This is a genomic window from Bacteroidota bacterium, assembly GCA_021300195.1.
Lineage (GTDB): Bacteria > Bacteroidota > Bacteroidia > J057 > JAJTIE01 > JAJTIE01.
The window spans coordinates 1-16,455 of the sequence record JAJTIE010000049.1 but is presented as its reverse complement, the minus strand read 5'-3'; the positions used below and the strand labels follow the sequence as shown (position 1 = coordinate 16,455).

Here is a 16,455-nt window from a genome sequence, read left to right as displayed (position 1 = left end):
CGCAACGGTGGGGGGCGGTTACGAAACGGGCGGTAACAAAAAAAGCCTGTACCGAGTAGTACAGGCTTTTTTGTGTAATGGGGGGGGGTAGGCCACGCAGGATGGCGCTTCGTGCCCCCCAGAAAGAGTGTATGTTGCAACAACGGCTAGTCCTTCACCAGCTCCATTTCGTCTATCAGGTGGCTGGCACCGGCTAGCTTGTCGATGAGGAAGAGTACGTAGCGTATGTCTACATTGATGGTACGCTTCAGTGCGGTGTCGTACACCAGGTCTCCGGTCATGGCTTCCCAGTTTCCGTCGAAGGCAAGGCCGATCAGGTGGCCATGGCCGTCCAGCAGGGGGCTTCCGCTGTTTCCGCCCGTTATGTCATTGTTGGTCAGCACACACACATGCAGCTGGCCATCCTCGGCTACCCAGCGGCCGTAGTCTTTGTTTTTCAGCAGCTGTACCAGCTTGTCGGGCACCACAAACTCCTCGTCCTTGGGGTCTTCTTTTTGCAGGATTCCCCTGGCGGTGGTGTAGTAATCATAGTGCACCGCATCGGCGGGGCTATAGTCCTGCACGGTGCCGTAGGTAACGCGCATGGTGGAGTTTGCGTTGGGGTAGAACTTCTTGTCGGGCTGCATTTCGCGCAGGCCGGCTACATACTGCCGGTAGGGCACGTCATTAGCATGCTGGTGCTGCTGGTAAGCGCCGTACTCGGCCCTTACAGCCGACACCAGACCCTGTGCAAGCTGTATGGCGGGGTCGTTTTGTAGCACGCTCCACTTAGGGGCCTTTAAGAAGGCGGCCAGTTTCTCTTTTGTGGCAAAAACGCTGTTGGCATAAACAAAAGCGGCGTAGGCGGCATAGTCGCCCTTGAACTTCTTCTGCACCAGTTTGAAAATCTCGGGATGCTTGTCTGCCGCTATGTCCTTGGCATACAGGGCAAACATAGTGGCCATCGTTTCGCGGTCTACAGGCATGTGGTAGTGCCCGTAGATTTCGTCCAGCTGGGTGGCCAGGGCATCTGCGGTGGCGCGCACCTCTGCGGCATCCACTTTTCGCTTGTTCTTGCCGGTGCCGGGGTCCATTACGCTGTATAGGCCAAAGCCTTTCTGGAAGGTAGTAAGGACCAGCTTGGGCGCGAAGAGGGATACATTCATGTGCAGGAACACCTGTAGGCCTTCTACCGATGCATCCACGTTGTCATTGATGGTGCGGATAACACCCTCGTACTCGCTCTTGTTACTCTGGGCTACCCAGGCGTTGAAGGCTTTTTCCTGCTGCTTTTTCTCTTCGATTACATCCAGTTTGGCCAGGCCTTCTGTTTGACCAATAAAATACTTCCAGGCATTTGCTGTGCGAGCATATTCGCTGGCGTACTGTATTTTGACTGCGGGATCGGCATCCATGTAGGTTTTTATCACCTCCAGCTTTTTGCCAAACAGCTTGATGTACAGGGGGTTTATTTTCTCCGCCTGCACTTCCATTTCGTGGCCCGTAAGGTAGCGGTCGGTATTACCGGGCCAGCCCATTACCATGGCAGGGTCGCCTTTCTTCACGCCGCCCACATTTATTTTCAGGAAGTGGCGGGGCTTGTAGGGCACATTGCTGGTGCTGTAGGCGGCGGGCTTGTTGTCCGGGCCTGCATAGATGCGAAACATGCTGAAGTCGCCTGTATGGCGGGGCCACATCCAGTTGTCGGTGTCGCCGCCAAATTTTCCCACGCTCTCGGGGGGGGTGCCCACCAGGCGTACATCGGTAAACACTTCGTACACAAACAGGTAGTACTCGCTGCCGTTAAAAAAGTCTTTCACCTCGGCCGTGTAGTGTGTGCCCTCTATGGCAGCCTCTTCCAGTGCTGTAATGGCCTCTTGCACCAGGCGCTCGCGCTCATCCTCGGTAGCCCCGGCGGCCACCTGGGCCAGCAAGCGGCTGGTTACATCCTCCATACGCACCAGGAATTTCACCTCCAGGTCCGGATTCGGGATTTCCTCGGCACGCGTCATAGCCCAAAAACCATCGCGCAGGTAGTTGTGATCGGTGGTGCTGCGGGCCGCAATGGCATCGTAGCCACAGTGGTGGTTGGTCAGGATCAGGCCATCGGGGCTTATCAGCTCGGAGGTACAGCCCCCGGCAAACTGTGGGATGGCGTCCTTCAGCGAGCTTTTGTTCACGCTGTAGATGTCTTCGGCTGTCAGCTTAAAGCCCAGGGCACGCATTTCCTCTATGTTCTGGCTAATCAATAGGGGCAGCCACATCCCCTCATCTGGCGGCGGTGTGGGTGGCCCGGCCAGCACACGCAGCCCAATGCACAGGTTTAGCACCAGGGCTACCCAGGTTGCTTTCAGTTTTTTCATAAGGTTTAAGAATGGATGGATAACTACACTACTAAAGGGGCGAATATAGAAAGAAGCGACACAAATGCGCCCATGAAATACCGAAACGGTAGCTGACAGGGATGAACGGCAAGCAAAGCACCCACTAGCCAGGGGCCAGAGCCAGGGCTAAAGTTCCTCCAGCAGGTACAGAACTGCCCGAATCAGCAGCCAGATCAGGTTCTGCACAACAAAGATGGCCAGGAAGTAGCCCAGCAGAAAGAGCACCCAGGTGAGCGCGTTATCCAGCAGGGTATAGCGGCCCTGCTGTACATAGTACACAAATGGGGCTGCGGTAAGCATGCTGACAAAGAGGGTAAGAAAGGCCACCGCCTGAAAGCCCGTGCTGCCAAATCGCTCGAAGCGAGCAAACCAAACCACAATCAGGTAGCGCTCTGCGGCACCTTTCCACTTGATTTTCATAGTTACAAAGATCGGAAATGTGCCCTAACTGAAATAACCCATCCCTAGGGCCGCACATACAGCTGGGGGGCCATCAGGGGGTCGGGCAGCAATAGGCTCCAGTGCAGGTTTGCGGTTATGCGCAGCCACTGCGCACAGCTGTGTGCGCCCACGCGGCCTGCACTTGTCTGGTTCAGGTCGCTAGTGGGGTTGTCTGCCAGCAGCTGGTAGTAGTGCTGGGCCAGCTCCAGGTCCGTACCCGCCTCCGTCAGCCCGCGGTAGTACCACCAGGCCAGTTCCTGCTGTGCCGGTGGGTAGCCCAGCTGCACCGCTGCCTGCTGCATGTATGCCAGTGCCAGGCTGTCATTGCGGGCTGTGCCCCGCCCCGCGTGGTAGGCTATGCCGCAGTAGTGCAGGGCCTCGGGCGCACGGGCCCGTGCTGCACGCAGGGCATAGGCCAGTGCCTTGGCATCATCGCGGCCCAGCTGTAGGTGGCTAGCCTCAAACATGCTGCTCTCGTGGGCGTATACGCGCATCATGGCCAGTAGTGCCTGGGTGTTTCCGCGGTCGGCAGCTGCCTGCATCCATTCGGCAGCCGTCTTTTCATTACGCTGCACCCCCAGCCCGTGCAGGTAGGTAATGCCGAGCAGGTAGGCCGCATCGGCACTGCCCCGCTGGCTGGCCAGCTGCAGATAGTGCTGGGCACTGTCCAGCTGGGGCCGGGTGTCCCAGGTACCCATCCCATAGCGCTCGCCCAGCCAAATGGCTGCCCGCACGTCGCCAGAGTCTGCCTGCACGCGCAGCTGCCCCGTGCTCTGTGCACGAGCAGCGGGCACAGCCATACAGGCAGCCAGGCACAGTACACCCCTCAAGATCCATGGCTTCATAGGCGCATTTTAGATAAATTCTGTGTCAAAAAAAATACTTGCAATCCAACGAATAAGCGTGCACATTGGTCTACTATTCTTCCCGCTTCGTCATGTCCTCTTCTACAGAACTGCCTGTACTGAAACTATCCAGCAAGCTGCCGGATGTGGGTTCCAGTATCTTTTATGAGATGACCCGGCTGGCCCAGCAGCACCAGGCTATCAACCTGGGGCAGGGGTTTCCGGGTTTTCAGCCAGATGCCAGGCTGGTACAGGCCGTGCACCAGGCCATGCTGGATGGCCACAACCAGTATGCCCCCATGGCAGGCGTGCCGGCCCTGCGCGAAGAATTGAGCCGCCTGTGCGAGCGCAAAAATGGCCGCCGCTACGAGCCCGAAACCGAAATTACCATCACCAGCGGGGCCACAGAGGCCCTGTATGCCGTTATATCGGCCGTAGTGTGGCCCGAGGATGAGGTCATCGTATTCGACCCCGCATACGAGAGCTACGTGCCGGCCATACGGGCCAATGGCGGCCAGCCAGTGCACATCCCACTCAGTTATCCAGACTACCGCATAGACTGGAACAAGGTGAAGCGGCTGATAACCAGCAAAACCCGCGCCATCATCCTGAACAATCCGCACAACCCCAGTGGCCAGCTGCTGGATGCGGCAGACATAGAGGCACTGCGCTCCATCACCCGAGATAGCGATATGCTGATTATAAGCGATGAGGTGTATGAGCACATCGTCTTCAACGGACAGCCACACCTAAGCATGGCGCAGTATGACGACCTGGCTGCTCGCAGCTTTGTGATTGGCAGCCTGGGCAAAACCCTGCATACCACCGGCTGGAAGATTGGATACTGCATGGCACCGGCTGCCCTTACACAGGAGCTGCGGCGCTTTCATCAGCAGATTGTATTTGCCGTAAGCACCCCCATGCAGGTGGGTACTGCTGCCTACCTGGCTAGCCAGCCCACACTGGCACAAGACCTGAAAACCCTGTTTGGCCAGAAGCGGGACCGCTTCAACCGGCTGATGAAGGGCAGCAGGCTGAAGCCCATACCGAGCCAGGGCAGCTATTTTCATCTCTACAGCTTCCGGGAGCTGGAGGGGCTGTCGGCGCTATCGGACGTAGAATTCTGCCGACAGCTGATTAGCCAGCATGGTGTGGCTGCCATTCCCATCTCAGTGTTTTACCGAGACCAGGAAGATCAGAAGGTGATTCGCCTCTGCTTTGCCAAGGAAGATGCCGTGCTGGATGCCGCCGCAGAACGCCTGTGTGCGGTATAGCCAAACCTGTGGTGCGGGCAGAGTAGGCCCCTGTGCAAGCTGCCGAACCCAGCCGCCCGGAGTGAGGCCGGTAGCGAATCCGGCTGTATCTTGTAGCCATGTCCGAGTCTTTCCATATAACCCTGGTGCAGGCAGACCTGGCCTGGGAGCAGCCCGAACAAAACCGCAGTATGCTGGACGAGCTGCTGGCCACCACCACCGGCAGCGACCTGATCCTGCTGCCCGAGATGTTTACCACCGGCTTCAGCATGCAGGCTGCGCGGCTAGCCGAGCCCACAGATGGGCCCACCCTGGCCTGGATGCGCCACCTGGCCGCCCGGAAGGATGCGCTGGTGTGCGGCTCCTTCATAGCCACCGAGGGGGGCCGCTACTACAACCGCATGCTGGGCGTACAGCCCGATGGCAGCTACACCGCCTACGACAAGCGGCACCTCTTCCGCATGGCGGGCGAGCAGGAGGTGTATGAGGCTGGGGACCAACGCCCCATCCTGCACTGGCGGGGCTGGCGCATCCTGCCCCTGGTGTGCTATGACCTGCGCTTCCCGGTATGGAGCCGAAACCACATAGACCATACAGAGCTGGCCTATGACCTGGCCCTGTATGTGGCCAACTGGCCCGAGCGGCGCAGCGCCCACTGGCAGAAATTACTGGCCGCCCGCGCTATCGAAAATCAGGCCTATGTGGCAGGCGTAAACCGGGTGGGGAAAGATGGCCTGGACCATGTATATGCCGGCCACAGCGCGTTGTACGACTACCAGGGCGAGGTGCTGTGCGGCCTAAGCCCCCACCAGGTAGGGGTAGCCACCTGTACCCTAAGCCTCACCTCGCTCAGCCAGTATCGAGACCGCTTCCCTGCCTGGATGGATCAAGACACCTTCAGCCTGCACTAGCAGCGTAGCAGGGGCTTTCGGGTCAGCGAACCTTTATCTCCTGCACCAGGGGTATGTCCAGGTAGGTATTGATCGTATCGCGCAGCCGCTCGCGGGCCAGCGTCAGCTCGTGCCGCCATGCGGCAGACTCTACCTCCACCGTAAGCACCCCCTGCTCATAGCGCAGCTGCCTCGTCTGCCGGGCCAGGGCTGGCCCCACTATCTGCGTCCACTCCCGGTGTATGCGGTGCACGGCATGCTCGCGTGCCAGCCCGCTATCGGCCAGCCACTGCTGCAGTGCCTCTGCCAGGCTAAACGCATTGCGGTATTTCTTTTCGCCAGACATGAGCGGGGCGGACCTGTAATGGGAATAAAGATACGGCCCCGCGCGGGTGCAGTGGGGTACGCTCGAAAAAAATATGCATCTTGATGGGGATGAAAATGCATGTTATCTCGGCCTTTCGCAGCCGGTGGATATTGTTGGCTATCTGCACACTGCACAGCATCTGGCTACTGGTGCTCAGCTACATCTGGCTGAACCAGCCCATCAGCTATGCCGACGAGGCCCTGCTGACCAAGTACACCACCATCCTTAGGCGGCTGGTGCTGGGCCTGGATGACCACCCCCCCCAGGGGCGTTTTGTGTTCGTAAACGTGAGCTGGGCCAAGAGCCTGATCCCCAAAACAGATGCAGAGGGACTGCCCATAGGCAACCAGCCCATTACCGACCGCCAGGTGCTGGGGCAGTTTTTCCGGCAGGTAAATACCGCCGATGCACACCGCTACCTGCTAGTAGACATCAACTTCGACCTGGCCACGGAGCAGGATAGCCTGCTGCGGGCCACCATTACCCACACCCCGCGCATGGTGGCCAGTTATCACCGAGACCCCAACACCGGCAAACCCATCCGGCCTGTGTTTGATATCCCCATCGGGCTGGCGGATTATACCGACGACTTTGGGAGTTTCTACAAGTTTACCCTGCTATACGATAGCCTGAAAACAGTGCCCGTACAGCTGTACGAAGCCCTGCACCCGGGCACCAAGATATCGGGCAACTGGCTGCTGAGCTGGCGAAACGGGCAGCCCATTCTGAATACCTTTATCCTGGATTTTCGCATACGGCCCTACCACCTGAGTACCACCCGAAAAGGTGGCTATGAATACTACAACATACAGGACCTGCAGTGGTACAGCCCCGAAGAGCTGCGCAAGGCCCTGGGGGGAAAGATTGTAGTGGTAGGCGACTTTGAAGACCGAGACATACACGAAACCATGCTAGGCAATATGCCTGGCCCCCTCATCCTGGTGAATGCCCTGCTGGCACTGGAAGAAGGCGATATGGTAATCAATAGCTGGTTTCTGCTCTTTCTGTTCATTACCTATTTCTTTATGTCGCTGGATGTATTTACCCTGCACCAGCTAAGGCCAAAAGCCAGGCGGCGGGATGCGATGGAAATGGGAGAGGCCGGAAAGCTGATGGGCGACTTCTTTGGATATTTCTTCTTCCTGGGCCTCGCCTCTGTACTCTCCTATTTTCTGTTCAATATCCACCTGAATGTCCTGCTATTCGCGCTCTATTTATCGAGCCTGGAGCTAGTAGTGCGCATAGGCAGCCGGCGCATGCGTCGCTTGGAGCGAATGGCCAAACTCTCCCGCAGGTATCGAAACAAAAACTGATCGCACCAGCCATTGTCACAGCCCCCATATTGCTGCGTCCAAAGGGTGTAAAAGCATTTTTAATCACCCTGATTTTCATTAACATGAGTACGATAGCAGTAGCGCAACAAGTAACCGAACTGGTAGTGTACAGGATAAAAGCCGATGCCGATCGCACCTTTATTCTCCATACAGTAGACGAGGAATTGGCGAAATTCCCAGGGTTCATCAACCGCCGGGTAGAGGTGAGCACAGACGACACCCAGGTATTGGTAGACTACGTGCAGTGGCAGAGCCTGGAGCAGGCCCAGGCTGCGGCAGAGCAGGTGATGCAGAATCCCAGCCCGAAAGTGGCTACTTTTTTGAGCATGATCGAAGAAATTATCTATTTCAAACACTTTAAGGATGCAGCAACCCGATAAGCCACAGCCTGACCCCAAAGCAAGCGATGAGGCACTGCTGGTTGCCGCCAGGGAGGGGTCTCGCACAGCGCTAGAACTGCTACTGGCCCGCCACCGCCCGTTTATCTACAACGTGGCCTGGCGGCTGGTACTCAGCCCGGCGGATGCCGAGGACCTGACCCAGGAGGTACTGATCAAGGCCTTGACCCGCCTGGATCAGTTTCAGGGACGCAGCAGCTTTCGCACCTGGCTGTACCGCATCGCCATGAATCACTTCCTGGAGATGAAGCGGCGACCCATGGAGCAGGCCATTGGCAGCTTTGAGGCCTTCGGGGCCGAGCTGGATGCGGTGCCAAATGAAGACCTGAGCACCGAAGAGCAGCTTAGCCAACAGGAGCTGATACAAGAGGCCAAGCTGGGCTGCCTGGCCGGCATGCTGCTGTGCCTGGATAGGCGCCAGAGGCTGGTGTATGTACTGGGCGAAATTTTTGAACTCAGCACCCGAGAGGGGGCCGAGCTAACCGAGCTGAGTGAAGACAACTACCGGCAGATACTAAGCCGGGCGCGCCGCGACCTACGGGCGTTTATGAACCAGAAGTGCGGCCTGGTGAACCCCGATAACCCCTGCCGCTGCCAGCGCAAAACCAAGGGCTTTATACAGGCGGGATGGGTAGACCCCGGGCAGATGAAGTTTAACCTGCCGCACCAACAGAGCATACTGCAAAGCCTGGAAGCTCGCCAGAAACAGCTGGAAGAGGCCATGGAAGGACCCTATAGGGGCCTGTTTCAAGCAGGAGCCTATGACCAACGAGCGCGGGAGCAGCTACTGGCCAGCCTGCTGGCCCATCCACACATACAGCTAGTATTCAACCTGAACTAGCCAAACAGGCAAGGGGGGCGGCCAAGAAAGATGGACAAAAGGCTAGAACAGTGTGCCATCTAGCCCGTGGCCGCTTTGGTCGCACAGGTCGGCCCCGGAAGTACAGCTATTGTCCACCCCCTCATCGAAACGCCAGTAGGCTACCAGGCCCGGTTCCGTGCCGGCCAGCTGCTCGCACATCTTGTGGCGGATATCTGTAGCAGAAAGGGGGTAATCCCAGATAGATATCTCATCGAGGACACCGCTCAAATGACCCCGGTGAATCCCTGCATAATCGCTTTTGGCAGCCAACTGAATGAAATCTCCGTCCTGCATTGCGTCAGAAAAGAAAAAGTCTGAAGGGCCGCCGGCAACTGTCTGCATACCTTGTATTTCCCCATTTACATAAAGGGAAAAAGTACCGGATCCCTCCTGCGATACATAGGCCAAGTGATACCACTGATCCGGGGTGAAACTGACCGTGGTATTTCCTACATAAACAAGATCGCCCGTCCGGCTTACCATCACTACACCAAACCGAATACCACCGGTAGCTGCATCATACACAGCATGAATAGGAAACTGTCGGTTATTAACACTCCCCACCTGGCGGGTAGAGATCAGCACGCCGTAGTTCTCAGATGAACTCGGCTTTACCCAGGCTGTAACAGTGCCTTCCTGCATTGCCCCTAGACTATTTGCCGGAGCTACCTCTACATAATGAACCTCATTTTGGAAGGACAAAGCCCGCCCACTACCCTGCCCGCTGGCTGTAGCAAACAAAGCAAGAGAAAGCAGGTACAATAAATTCTTCATACAGCAAAAACTTTATGTCTAGAAAAAAAGCTCAAAACTTAATCCCATGATTCCCATTCCCACTGGCATCGCATACATCCTGGCCGCCGGGGCAGGTGTTGTCTGCGCCCTCGTCCATGCGGTAATAGGCCACCAGGCCAGGCTCGGTGCCCGTCAGTTTCTCGCACATCTTGTGGCGAATTTCGTCCTGGGTAAGGGCGCGGCTCCAGATACGTACCTCATCAATGTCGCCCCTAAATAGTTTGGTATTTAAGTCTTCGCCGGCACCTATGCCGGAATGATTGGCAAGCGTAGCAGACTGCCATGGTGGAACAACTGGCAAAATACCAGCAGGTAGTTGGAGGCTCGAGATAAGATTGCCATTCCGATACATAAATGCGAAACCTGCGGTACGATCAAACACAAGCGATAGATGCTCCCATACGCCCGGCTCTATGGATCCTATATAGGCACCATGCCAGATTTCGTCACTTCCCATAAATCCCATGCGCCACTGCCCATTTATATCTCCATAAATCATGGCTGTACCTTGTAGGTTCAACACATGCCGTTGGTCATAATGACTCGTACCACTCGGCACGATACTCGCCTTTGTCCAAGCGCTTATCGTGTAATGGGAATGACCTGCCAGGTTATAGGCAACTGCCACCCGTGATGTACCTTCAAAATTCAGCGCCCCTCCAGGCCCCTGGGCGATTACGAGATATGGTGCAACTACCATACCCGTAATTATATACATGAATAATCGCGCACCTTTAGTTTTCATATTTCTCAAAATTTAACTCCATGATTGTTGTTTCCGCTGGCATCACACACATCCTGGCCGCCGGCGCAGGTTCCATCAGCACCCTCGTCCATACGCCAGTAGGCTGCTAGGCCTGGCTCTGTACCCGTCAGCCGCTCGCACATCTTATGGCGTATCTCGGTGGGGCTAAGGGCCCTATACCAAAGGGCCATCTCATCCAGAACTCCACCGCGTACGTAGTCTATCAGGTCATTACTGTTACCGCGTCGGGCTCCGATCTGGGTAATCACGGCACGGTTTCCAATGGCTGTGGGAACCGGAACCGTTTGAAAGGTGAAGTCTACAAGCTGCTGCTCTCCGTTCACATACATACGCATGCGTTCCGCATCGGTGGCCAGCGTGCCGTCAAACACCACCGCCACATGATACCAATTGCCCGGCACTAATGGCTCAGCTGCTGTTTGCATACCCAGCCCAGCATTCGTGTTGGCCACCAGTCTATTGTTAAATAGTGTGACATAAAAACCCGTATTGGCCCCAACGGGCTGCACGCTGTTCACCCAGTGGGTGAACAGCGTCTGATTGACGCTAGGGTCGCCATAGCGCACCCAGCAGCTGAAGGTTACCTGCTGCTGGCCGTTCAGGCTACTCAGCAGGGGCAGGCGTATCCAGTCATTCCCATCAAAGCTAAGTGCACGAACACTGCCCTGTGCCAATACCGACCGCTGGCCTACCGTGAGCAGGCAGAGGATCGAAACGAAATAAATGAACCTCTTTTTCATTATCCCATTAGGTTAAGCTAGAATTTTACCCCGTGATTCGCATTCCCGCTGGCATCGCACACATCCTGGCCGCCTGGGCAGGTTCCGTCAGCGCCCTCGTCCATCCGGTAGTAGGCCACCAGGCCGGGCTCGTTACCCGCCAGCCGCTCGGTCATCTTGTGGCGAATTTCGGTAGGACTAAGAGCCCGGTACCATAGTGCCATTTCATCCAAAACGCCACCGCGTACGTGGTCTATCAGTACGTTACCGTTATCCCTACGGGCACCGATCTGGGTAATCACTGCACGATCTCCAATGGCTGTAGGCACTGGAACCGGTTGATTCGTGAAGTCTACAAGCTGTTGTTCTCCGTTCACATACATCCGCATGCGTTCCGCATCGGTGGCCAGCGTGCCGTCAAATACCACCGCCACATGATACCAATTGCCCGGCACTAGTGGCTCAGCTGCTGTTTGCATCCACCAGCCAGCACTTGTGTTGGCCGTCAGTCTGTGATTCAATAGCGTGATATAGAAACCCACATTGGTGCCAACAGGGTTTACGCTATTTCCCCAATGTGCGAAAAGTGTTTGATTTACGTTAGGGTCGCCATAGCGCACCCAGCAGCTGAAGGTTACCTGCTGCTGGCCGTTCAGGCTACTCAGCAGGGGCAGGCGTATCCAGTCATTTCCATCAAAGCTAAGTGCACGAACACTGCCCTGTGCCCATACCGACCGCTGGCCTACCGTGAGCAGGCAGAGGATCGAAACGAAATAAATGAACCTCTTTTTCATTATCCTATTAGGTTAAGCTAGAATTTTACCCCGTGATTCGCATTCCCGCTGGCATCGCATACATCCTGGCCGCCTGGGCAGGTATTGTCTGCACCCTCATCTAGGCGGTAGTAGGCCACCAGGCCGGGCTCAGCGTTCCGCAGGCGTTCGGTCATTTTGTGGCGGATCTGCTCTTCTGTTAGGGCACGGCTCCAAATGCGGAGCTCATCTACATTGCCTTGCATTCGCCCATTACGGCCAATCCCGGCACAGACACCATCGCCGATAAACATGTCAACCGAGTTATCTACATTGTAATCGAAACGTAGAGTGGTTGTAGCGAAAAGGCTTCCGTCGCGGTAACTACGAATCTCCCGGCCACGGCGGACGAAGGCAACATGATGCCATTCGCCATCATAAATGAGACCCGCACCACAACGGTCATCCTCACCTAGAGCACTATTCGAAACCTCCAGGTATATACCATCAGTGGGGCTTGTTCGGATATTCCAAAAGTTTGAATTTCCGCAGACAGGGCGCTTCCCAACCACAACTAGTTCCTCCAGGGTAAGGGTGGACGGTACCCTTACCCATAGCTCTAGGGAAAAATCACCAAGACCAAAGTTAAGGGTCGCGCTATTGCCCACACGAATGCCTCCGGCTACCCCATTAAAATCTAACGCACTACCTGCCCCCTGGCCATGGGCCATAGCAAATAGGCTGAAAAATGCGATTAGTAATATCCCTCTCATGTTCTTCATTTTTAAGTATTCATACGGTAAAAAAATCTTCCACTCCCTAGAACCGCACGCCATGATTGTTTTGTCCGCTTGCATCACACACATCTGCCCCTGGGCAAGCATCCTGATCCATGCGGTAATAAGCAGCAAAGCCGGGTTCGCTACCCGTCAGTCGCTCGGTCATTTTGTGGCGGATCTCGTCCTCCGTTAGGGCGCGGTTCCAGATGCGGACTTCGTCCACTATCCCCCTAAAGGGCAGATCAATCTGAGAGGTGAAGCCAGGGTTTATACCAATTGCGGCCTGGCTCGTAGCCGAGTGGCTCTGCACATGTAGCGCCCCAGTAGCAACCTGTACGCCATTTATGTACAAGGTAGTGGTTCCATTGTTTCTTCGCGTAACCGCAAAATGGGCCCATTCATTGGTGGGTACAGCCGCTCCGGTGGGGATACTAACAAGCTGCCATGGGGGAGAAACCCCCTCATTGTGGGCAGCAACATAGAACACACCCGGGCCGAGTCCAACGGCAAAAGTGAGCTGCGGATTCCCTTCCCCGTATACCCAACTCTCCTCGTTAGATTGATTAAAGACCCAGGCCTCCCAGGTGTATTCGGCCCTGTTATTAAGAAACGAATGACTGATGCTAACACCTGCTGGCGGATTAGCCTCAGTGGGTATACCCCCACCCGGCATCGGCACTCGATCGCCCGTAAAGCCCAGGGCCCGAACGCTGCCCTGGCCATAGGCGATAGCAAAGAGGCAGCAGGCAATAAATAGCAGAATCTTTTTCATGCGTTCTTAATAAACTTTTTCTTACTAAAACTTCACCCCATGATTATTATTCCCGCTGGCATCACACACATCCTGGCCACCCGGGCAGGTATTGTCTGCACCCTCATCCAGGCGGTAGTAAGCTACCAGGCCAGGCTCGGTGCCAGCCAGCCGCTCGGTCATTTTGTGGCGAATCTCATCCTCTGTAAGCGCGCGGTTCCAGATGCTTACTTCGTCGAGCACACCTCTCATTCGCCGGTCCTGCATAGAAAAGAAAAGGCTGCCGAGCCGTACTGGGGCACCCGTATCATCTAAATCGCCCAATGCACCCGAACTAGCACCGGCCAAAATACCATCGATGTGTATAGAAAAAACGGAACCTGTTCGCATAAAAACCAGATGATGCCAGGCACCATCGTTTACCTGAAAGCTGGTAGCAACACCCAAGGCAGAACTGCCATCTCGCACATGAATTCCTGGGGTTGTCCTTGCCGGGGTTCCACTCGTTTCCAGATAAAACTCAATGTCGCGTGTATACCCCGAGCCTATTTGAGTGTATCCACTTCCCCACAGGTTCGTGAAATAAATGGGCTGCACGGGGTCAATCTTTGCCCACATAGATACGGTAAAATCGCGATTGTCAAAGGCAATTGTACTAGGGAGGCTAATGTATCCGTCGCCGGAAAAACTTAAGGCACTTACACTCCCCTGCCCGTAACTAGCGAACAGCGAATAACAAATAGTAAATAAAATCAGACGCTTCATGGGATTATTTCCTTTTAGTTAACTACTAGGAGGTTGCTGGTTGCTGGTTGCTGGTTGCTGGTTGCTGGTTGCTGGTTGCTGGTTGCTGGTTGCTGGTTGCTGGTTGCTAAAACTTAACCCCATGATTGCCATTTCCACTCGCATCGCATACGTCCTGGCCGCCCGGGCAGGTGTTGTCTGTGCCCTCATCCATGCGGTAGTAAGCCACCAGGCCGGGCACAGCACCCGCCAGCCGCTCGGTCATCTTATGGCGAATTTCCGCCTCACTCAGCGCGCGGCTCCAGATGCGCACTTCGTCTACCATACCTGGCAGGTAGGAACATGGCCCACCGCATCCCAAATATCCTGTTATTGACCCAATGCTGAGATCCGGGTTATTGGCAAATGTCTGAATCGGATTAGTAAAGTATCCGACATTCGCATCTTGAACACCATTGATATAGATGCGCATGTTGCCCGATGAACGTACACATGCAATGTGCGCCCATTGGCTGGTAGGTACTGCGGAAATGCTCTCCATACCAAATAGGTATTGATACTGGCCATAATCATTAATGCGGAAGCGAATACGGTTGTTCATGCCAAAACCCATCATAAACCGGGGCTGCTGATTCGCCCCACTTACACCTGAGTCAGCATCAAGGATGCGGTCCCATTCGGCTGCGTCGCTCTTCAGGTATACCCAAGCTTCCAGGGTAATGTCGTTGGCACCATCCAGGCTGCTGAAATTGGGGACCTGTACATAGCCTATGCCATCTATGTCTATTGCGCGGCCCGGCTGGGCCTCAGCAAAGCCAGAAACAGAAAAGAGCAGTACCAGGGAGAAAGTTGATAAGATTTTCATATTCTTTAGTATCTAATTCCATGATTATTATTCCCGCTGGCATCACATACATCCTGGCCGCCGGGGCAGGTATTGTCTGTGCCCTCATCCATACGGTAGTAGGCTACCAGGCCGGGCTCGGTACCTGCCAGGTGCTCGGTCATCCTGTGGCGGATTTCGTCCTGTGTAAGTGCTCGGTTCCAGATGCGCACTTCATCGATTTCTCCCTGAAATGGCGACCCAATAGAGGAAGTGGGGGAGCAACAATTGGTACGTATCCCAATACGGGGTGGCAGTGCATTGCCCACTATCGCTCCACTGGCATTCACACTAGCCACCTCAATCCCATTTATATAAGAACGCATTCGTGACCCATCATAAGTTCCAGCTACATGCACCCAGGTATTACTGGCAACTGTGCCGGCAAGACTCGTCAACGTTTTCTGACCGGATGAGAGGCCAAGTGACCATGTTAGCGCGCCGCTGTTGTGAACATCAAACTCATAACTATTTAAGGAATTACCCTTGGCAATGATAGTGGGATACACCACGGGATAGCCTGATACAAAAATCCAGGCTTCAATGGTGATGGCACTACCCTCTAGATTGAGGCTCGAGCCGCTGCCTATTTGTACATGACTGCTGCCGCCATCAAACGCCAGTGAGCTACCTGCTCCCTGGGCAACCGCCAAGCTAGCAAGGCAAATACTCACAACAAAAGTACTAAACAACCGTTTCTTCATTTTCTTAAAATTTAGTTCCGTGATTGCCATTTCCACTCGCATCGCATACGTCCTGGCCGCCAGGGCAGGTGTTGTCTGTGCCCTCGTCCATACGCCAGTAGGCTGCTAGGCCTGGCTCTGTGCCCGTCAGCCGCTCGGTCATCTTATGGCGAATTTCGGCCTCCGTTAGGGCGCGGTTCCAGATGCGAATCTCATCTACTCTACCATCAAAGAAATAATTGTAAGTGGAAAACGCGGCGCTTAACCTGCCAATTCTTAGCTCATCTGTGCTATAGCCGATGGTGGCCGGCGCAGAATTACTGCTTGCAATAAGCACTCCATCCAGATAAAGCTGCAAGGTACCCGCTACAAAAGTACCTGCCAGATGATGCCACCCATTCAGGGGAAAAGGGTCTGCACCAGCAACATAAGTTCCATTGACCACATTGTTCCCCACGCCAAAGACAGGTGTACCACTTCCCCCTTCTATCCACATATGGTAGCCCGAGGTGGCGGGATTCCAGTCATCATCTTTACTTATCAGCATGCGCCTGTCAGTGCCTAGGTGATTGGTTACATACACCCATGCTTCCAGCGTAAGTGCAGTGCTGGGCCTAACGCTAACCGAATTTCCAATAGATAAGTAGGAACTCCCGGAAAACGCCAGTGCACCCGAAGAACCTTGTCCATAACAGGAACCGGCGAGGCAAGCTGAAATTACAATCAGAATTGGTATCATACTTTTTTAAAGATTGGTTCCATCATTATTGTTTCACGCCATGGTTGCCATTTCCGCTCGCGTCGCACACATCCAGGCCACCCGGGCAGGT

At 55.1% G+C, this 16,455-nt stretch carries 19 protein-coding genes; 5 read left to right on the top strand and 14 right to left on the bottom strand.

Annotated elements, in window-relative coordinates; translation table 11 throughout:
• Nucleotides 1-146: 146 nt before the first annotated feature.
• The 3 genes from LW884_10360 to LW884_10350 all read right to left on the bottom strand — a co-directional run bounded on the left by LW884_10360 (nt 147) and on the right by LW884_10350 (nt 3,649).
• Nucleotides 147-2,342 carry a S46 family peptidase gene (locus LW884_10360; GenBank protein MCE3008731.1) on the bottom strand — a complete coding sequence of 732 codons (2,196 nt, stop codon included), beginning with the start codon at nt 2,340-2,342 and terminating at the stop codon, nt 147-149.
• Nucleotides 2,343-2,489: 147 nt separating this feature from the next.
• Nucleotides 2,490-2,783 carry a hypothetical protein gene (locus tag LW884_10355; protein ID MCE3008730.1) on the bottom strand — a complete coding sequence of 98 codons (294 nt, stop codon included), beginning with the start codon at nt 2,781-2,783 and terminating at the stop codon, nt 2,490-2,492.
• 44 nt (nt 2,784-2,827) lie between these two features.
• Nucleotides 2,828-3,649, bottom strand: a complete 822-nt coding sequence (locus LW884_10350; GenBank protein MCE3008729.1) for a sel1 repeat family protein — start codon at nt 3,647-3,649, stop codon at nt 2,828-2,830.
• A gap of 92 nt (nt 3,650-3,741) precedes the next feature.
• On the opposite strand from LW884_10350, the gene LW884_10345 reads away from it, so the two are divergent.
• A complete protein-coding gene (locus tag LW884_10345; GenBank protein MCE3008728.1) occupies nt 3,742-4,923 on the top strand; it encodes a methionine aminotransferase in 1,182 nt (393 codons plus the stop codon).
• A gap of 98 nt (nt 4,924-5,021) precedes the next feature.
• Nucleotides 5,022-5,813 carry an amidohydrolase gene (locus tag LW884_10340; protein ID MCE3008727.1) on the top strand — a complete coding sequence of 264 codons (792 nt, stop codon included), beginning with the start codon at nt 5,022-5,024 and terminating at the stop codon, nt 5,811-5,813.
• A gap of 22 nt (nt 5,814-5,835) precedes the next feature.
• On the opposite strand, the gene LW884_10335 is transcribed toward LW884_10340, so the two are convergent.
• Complete coding sequence (locus tag LW884_10335; GenBank protein ID MCE3008726.1) at nt 5,836-6,138, bottom strand: DUF721 domain-containing protein; 303 nt, start codon at nt 6,136-6,138, stop codon at nt 5,836-5,838.
• Nucleotides 6,139-6,227: 89 nt separating this feature from the next.
• On the opposite strand from LW884_10335, the gene LW884_10330 reads away from it, so the two are divergent.
• The 3 genes from LW884_10330 to LW884_10320 all read left to right on the top strand — a co-directional run bounded on the left by LW884_10330 (nt 6,228) and on the right by LW884_10320 (nt 8,732).
• Nucleotides 6,228-7,472, top strand: coding sequence for a CHASE2 domain-containing protein (locus LW884_10330; GenBank protein ID MCE3008725.1), 1,245 nt, complete (start codon nt 6,228-6,230; stop codon nt 7,470-7,472).
• Nucleotides 7,473-7,555: 83 nt separating this feature from the next.
• Complete coding sequence (locus tag LW884_10325) at nt 7,556-7,873, top strand: hypothetical protein (GenBank protein MCE3008724.1); 318 nt, start codon at nt 7,556-7,558, stop codon at nt 7,871-7,873.
• Nucleotides 7,857-8,732, top strand: a complete 876-nt coding sequence (locus LW884_10320) for an RNA polymerase sigma factor (protein ID MCE3008723.1) — start codon at nt 7,857-7,859, stop codon at nt 8,730-8,732. The genes LW884_10325 and LW884_10320 overlap by 17 nt, the downstream gene beginning before the upstream one ends.
• 42 nt (nt 8,733-8,774) lie before the next feature.
• Here LW884_10320 and LW884_10315 read toward each other — a convergent pair whose 3' ends face one another.
• The 10 genes from LW884_10315 to LW884_10270 all read right to left on the bottom strand — a co-directional run bounded on the left by LW884_10315 (nt 8,775) and on the right by LW884_10270 (nt 16,364).
• Nucleotides 8,775-9,527, bottom strand: a complete 753-nt coding sequence (locus LW884_10315; GenBank protein MCE3008722.1) for a LamG domain-containing protein — start codon at nt 9,525-9,527, stop codon at nt 8,775-8,777.
• A 31-nt stretch (nt 9,528-9,558) separates the two neighbouring features.
• Nucleotides 9,559-10,248 (bottom strand): LamG domain-containing protein, encoded by a 690-nt coding sequence (locus tag LW884_10310; protein ID MCE3008721.1) that lies wholly within the window; start codon nt 10,246-10,248, stop codon nt 9,559-9,561.
• A 50-nt stretch (nt 10,249-10,298) separates the two neighbouring features.
• The gene (locus tag LW884_10305) at nt 10,299-11,054 is read right to left on the bottom strand and encodes a LamG domain-containing protein (GenBank protein MCE3008720.1); all 756 of its coding nucleotides are present in this window, start codon (nt 11,052-11,054) and stop codon (nt 10,299-10,301) included.
• A gap of 17 nt (nt 11,055-11,071) precedes the next feature.
• Nucleotides 11,072-11,827, bottom strand: coding sequence for a LamG domain-containing protein (locus LW884_10300; protein MCE3008719.1), 756 nt, complete (start codon nt 11,825-11,827; stop codon nt 11,072-11,074).
• A 17-nt stretch (nt 11,828-11,844) separates the two neighbouring features.
• Complete coding sequence (locus LW884_10295; protein ID MCE3008718.1) at nt 11,845-12,567, bottom strand: LamG domain-containing protein; 723 nt, start codon at nt 12,565-12,567, stop codon at nt 11,845-11,847.
• A gap of 37 nt (nt 12,568-12,604) precedes the next feature.
• Complete coding sequence (locus LW884_10290) at nt 12,605-13,336, bottom strand: LamG domain-containing protein (protein MCE3008717.1); 732 nt, start codon at nt 13,334-13,336, stop codon at nt 12,605-12,607.
• Between the two features lie 24 nt (nt 13,337-13,360).
• Nucleotides 13,361-14,080: a LamG domain-containing protein gene (locus LW884_10285; protein ID MCE3008716.1), complete on the bottom strand. Its 720-nt coding sequence runs from the start codon at nt 14,078-14,080 to the stop codon at nt 13,361-13,363.
• A gap of 106 nt (nt 14,081-14,186) precedes the next feature.
• Nucleotides 14,187-14,924, bottom strand: a complete 738-nt coding sequence (locus tag LW884_10280) for a LamG domain-containing protein (protein ID MCE3008715.1) — start codon at nt 14,922-14,924, stop codon at nt 14,187-14,189.
• 5 nt (nt 14,925-14,929) lie between these two features.
• Nucleotides 14,930-15,646: a LamG domain-containing protein gene (locus tag LW884_10275; GenBank protein ID MCE3008714.1), complete on the bottom strand. Its 717-nt coding sequence runs from the start codon at nt 15,644-15,646 to the stop codon at nt 14,930-14,932.
• A 4-nt stretch (nt 15,647-15,650) separates the two neighbouring features.
• The gene (locus tag LW884_10270) at nt 15,651-16,364 is read right to left on the bottom strand and encodes a LamG domain-containing protein (GenBank protein MCE3008713.1); all 714 of its coding nucleotides are present in this window, start codon (nt 16,362-16,364) and stop codon (nt 15,651-15,653) included.
• Nucleotides 16,365-16,455: the final 91 nt, after the last annotated feature.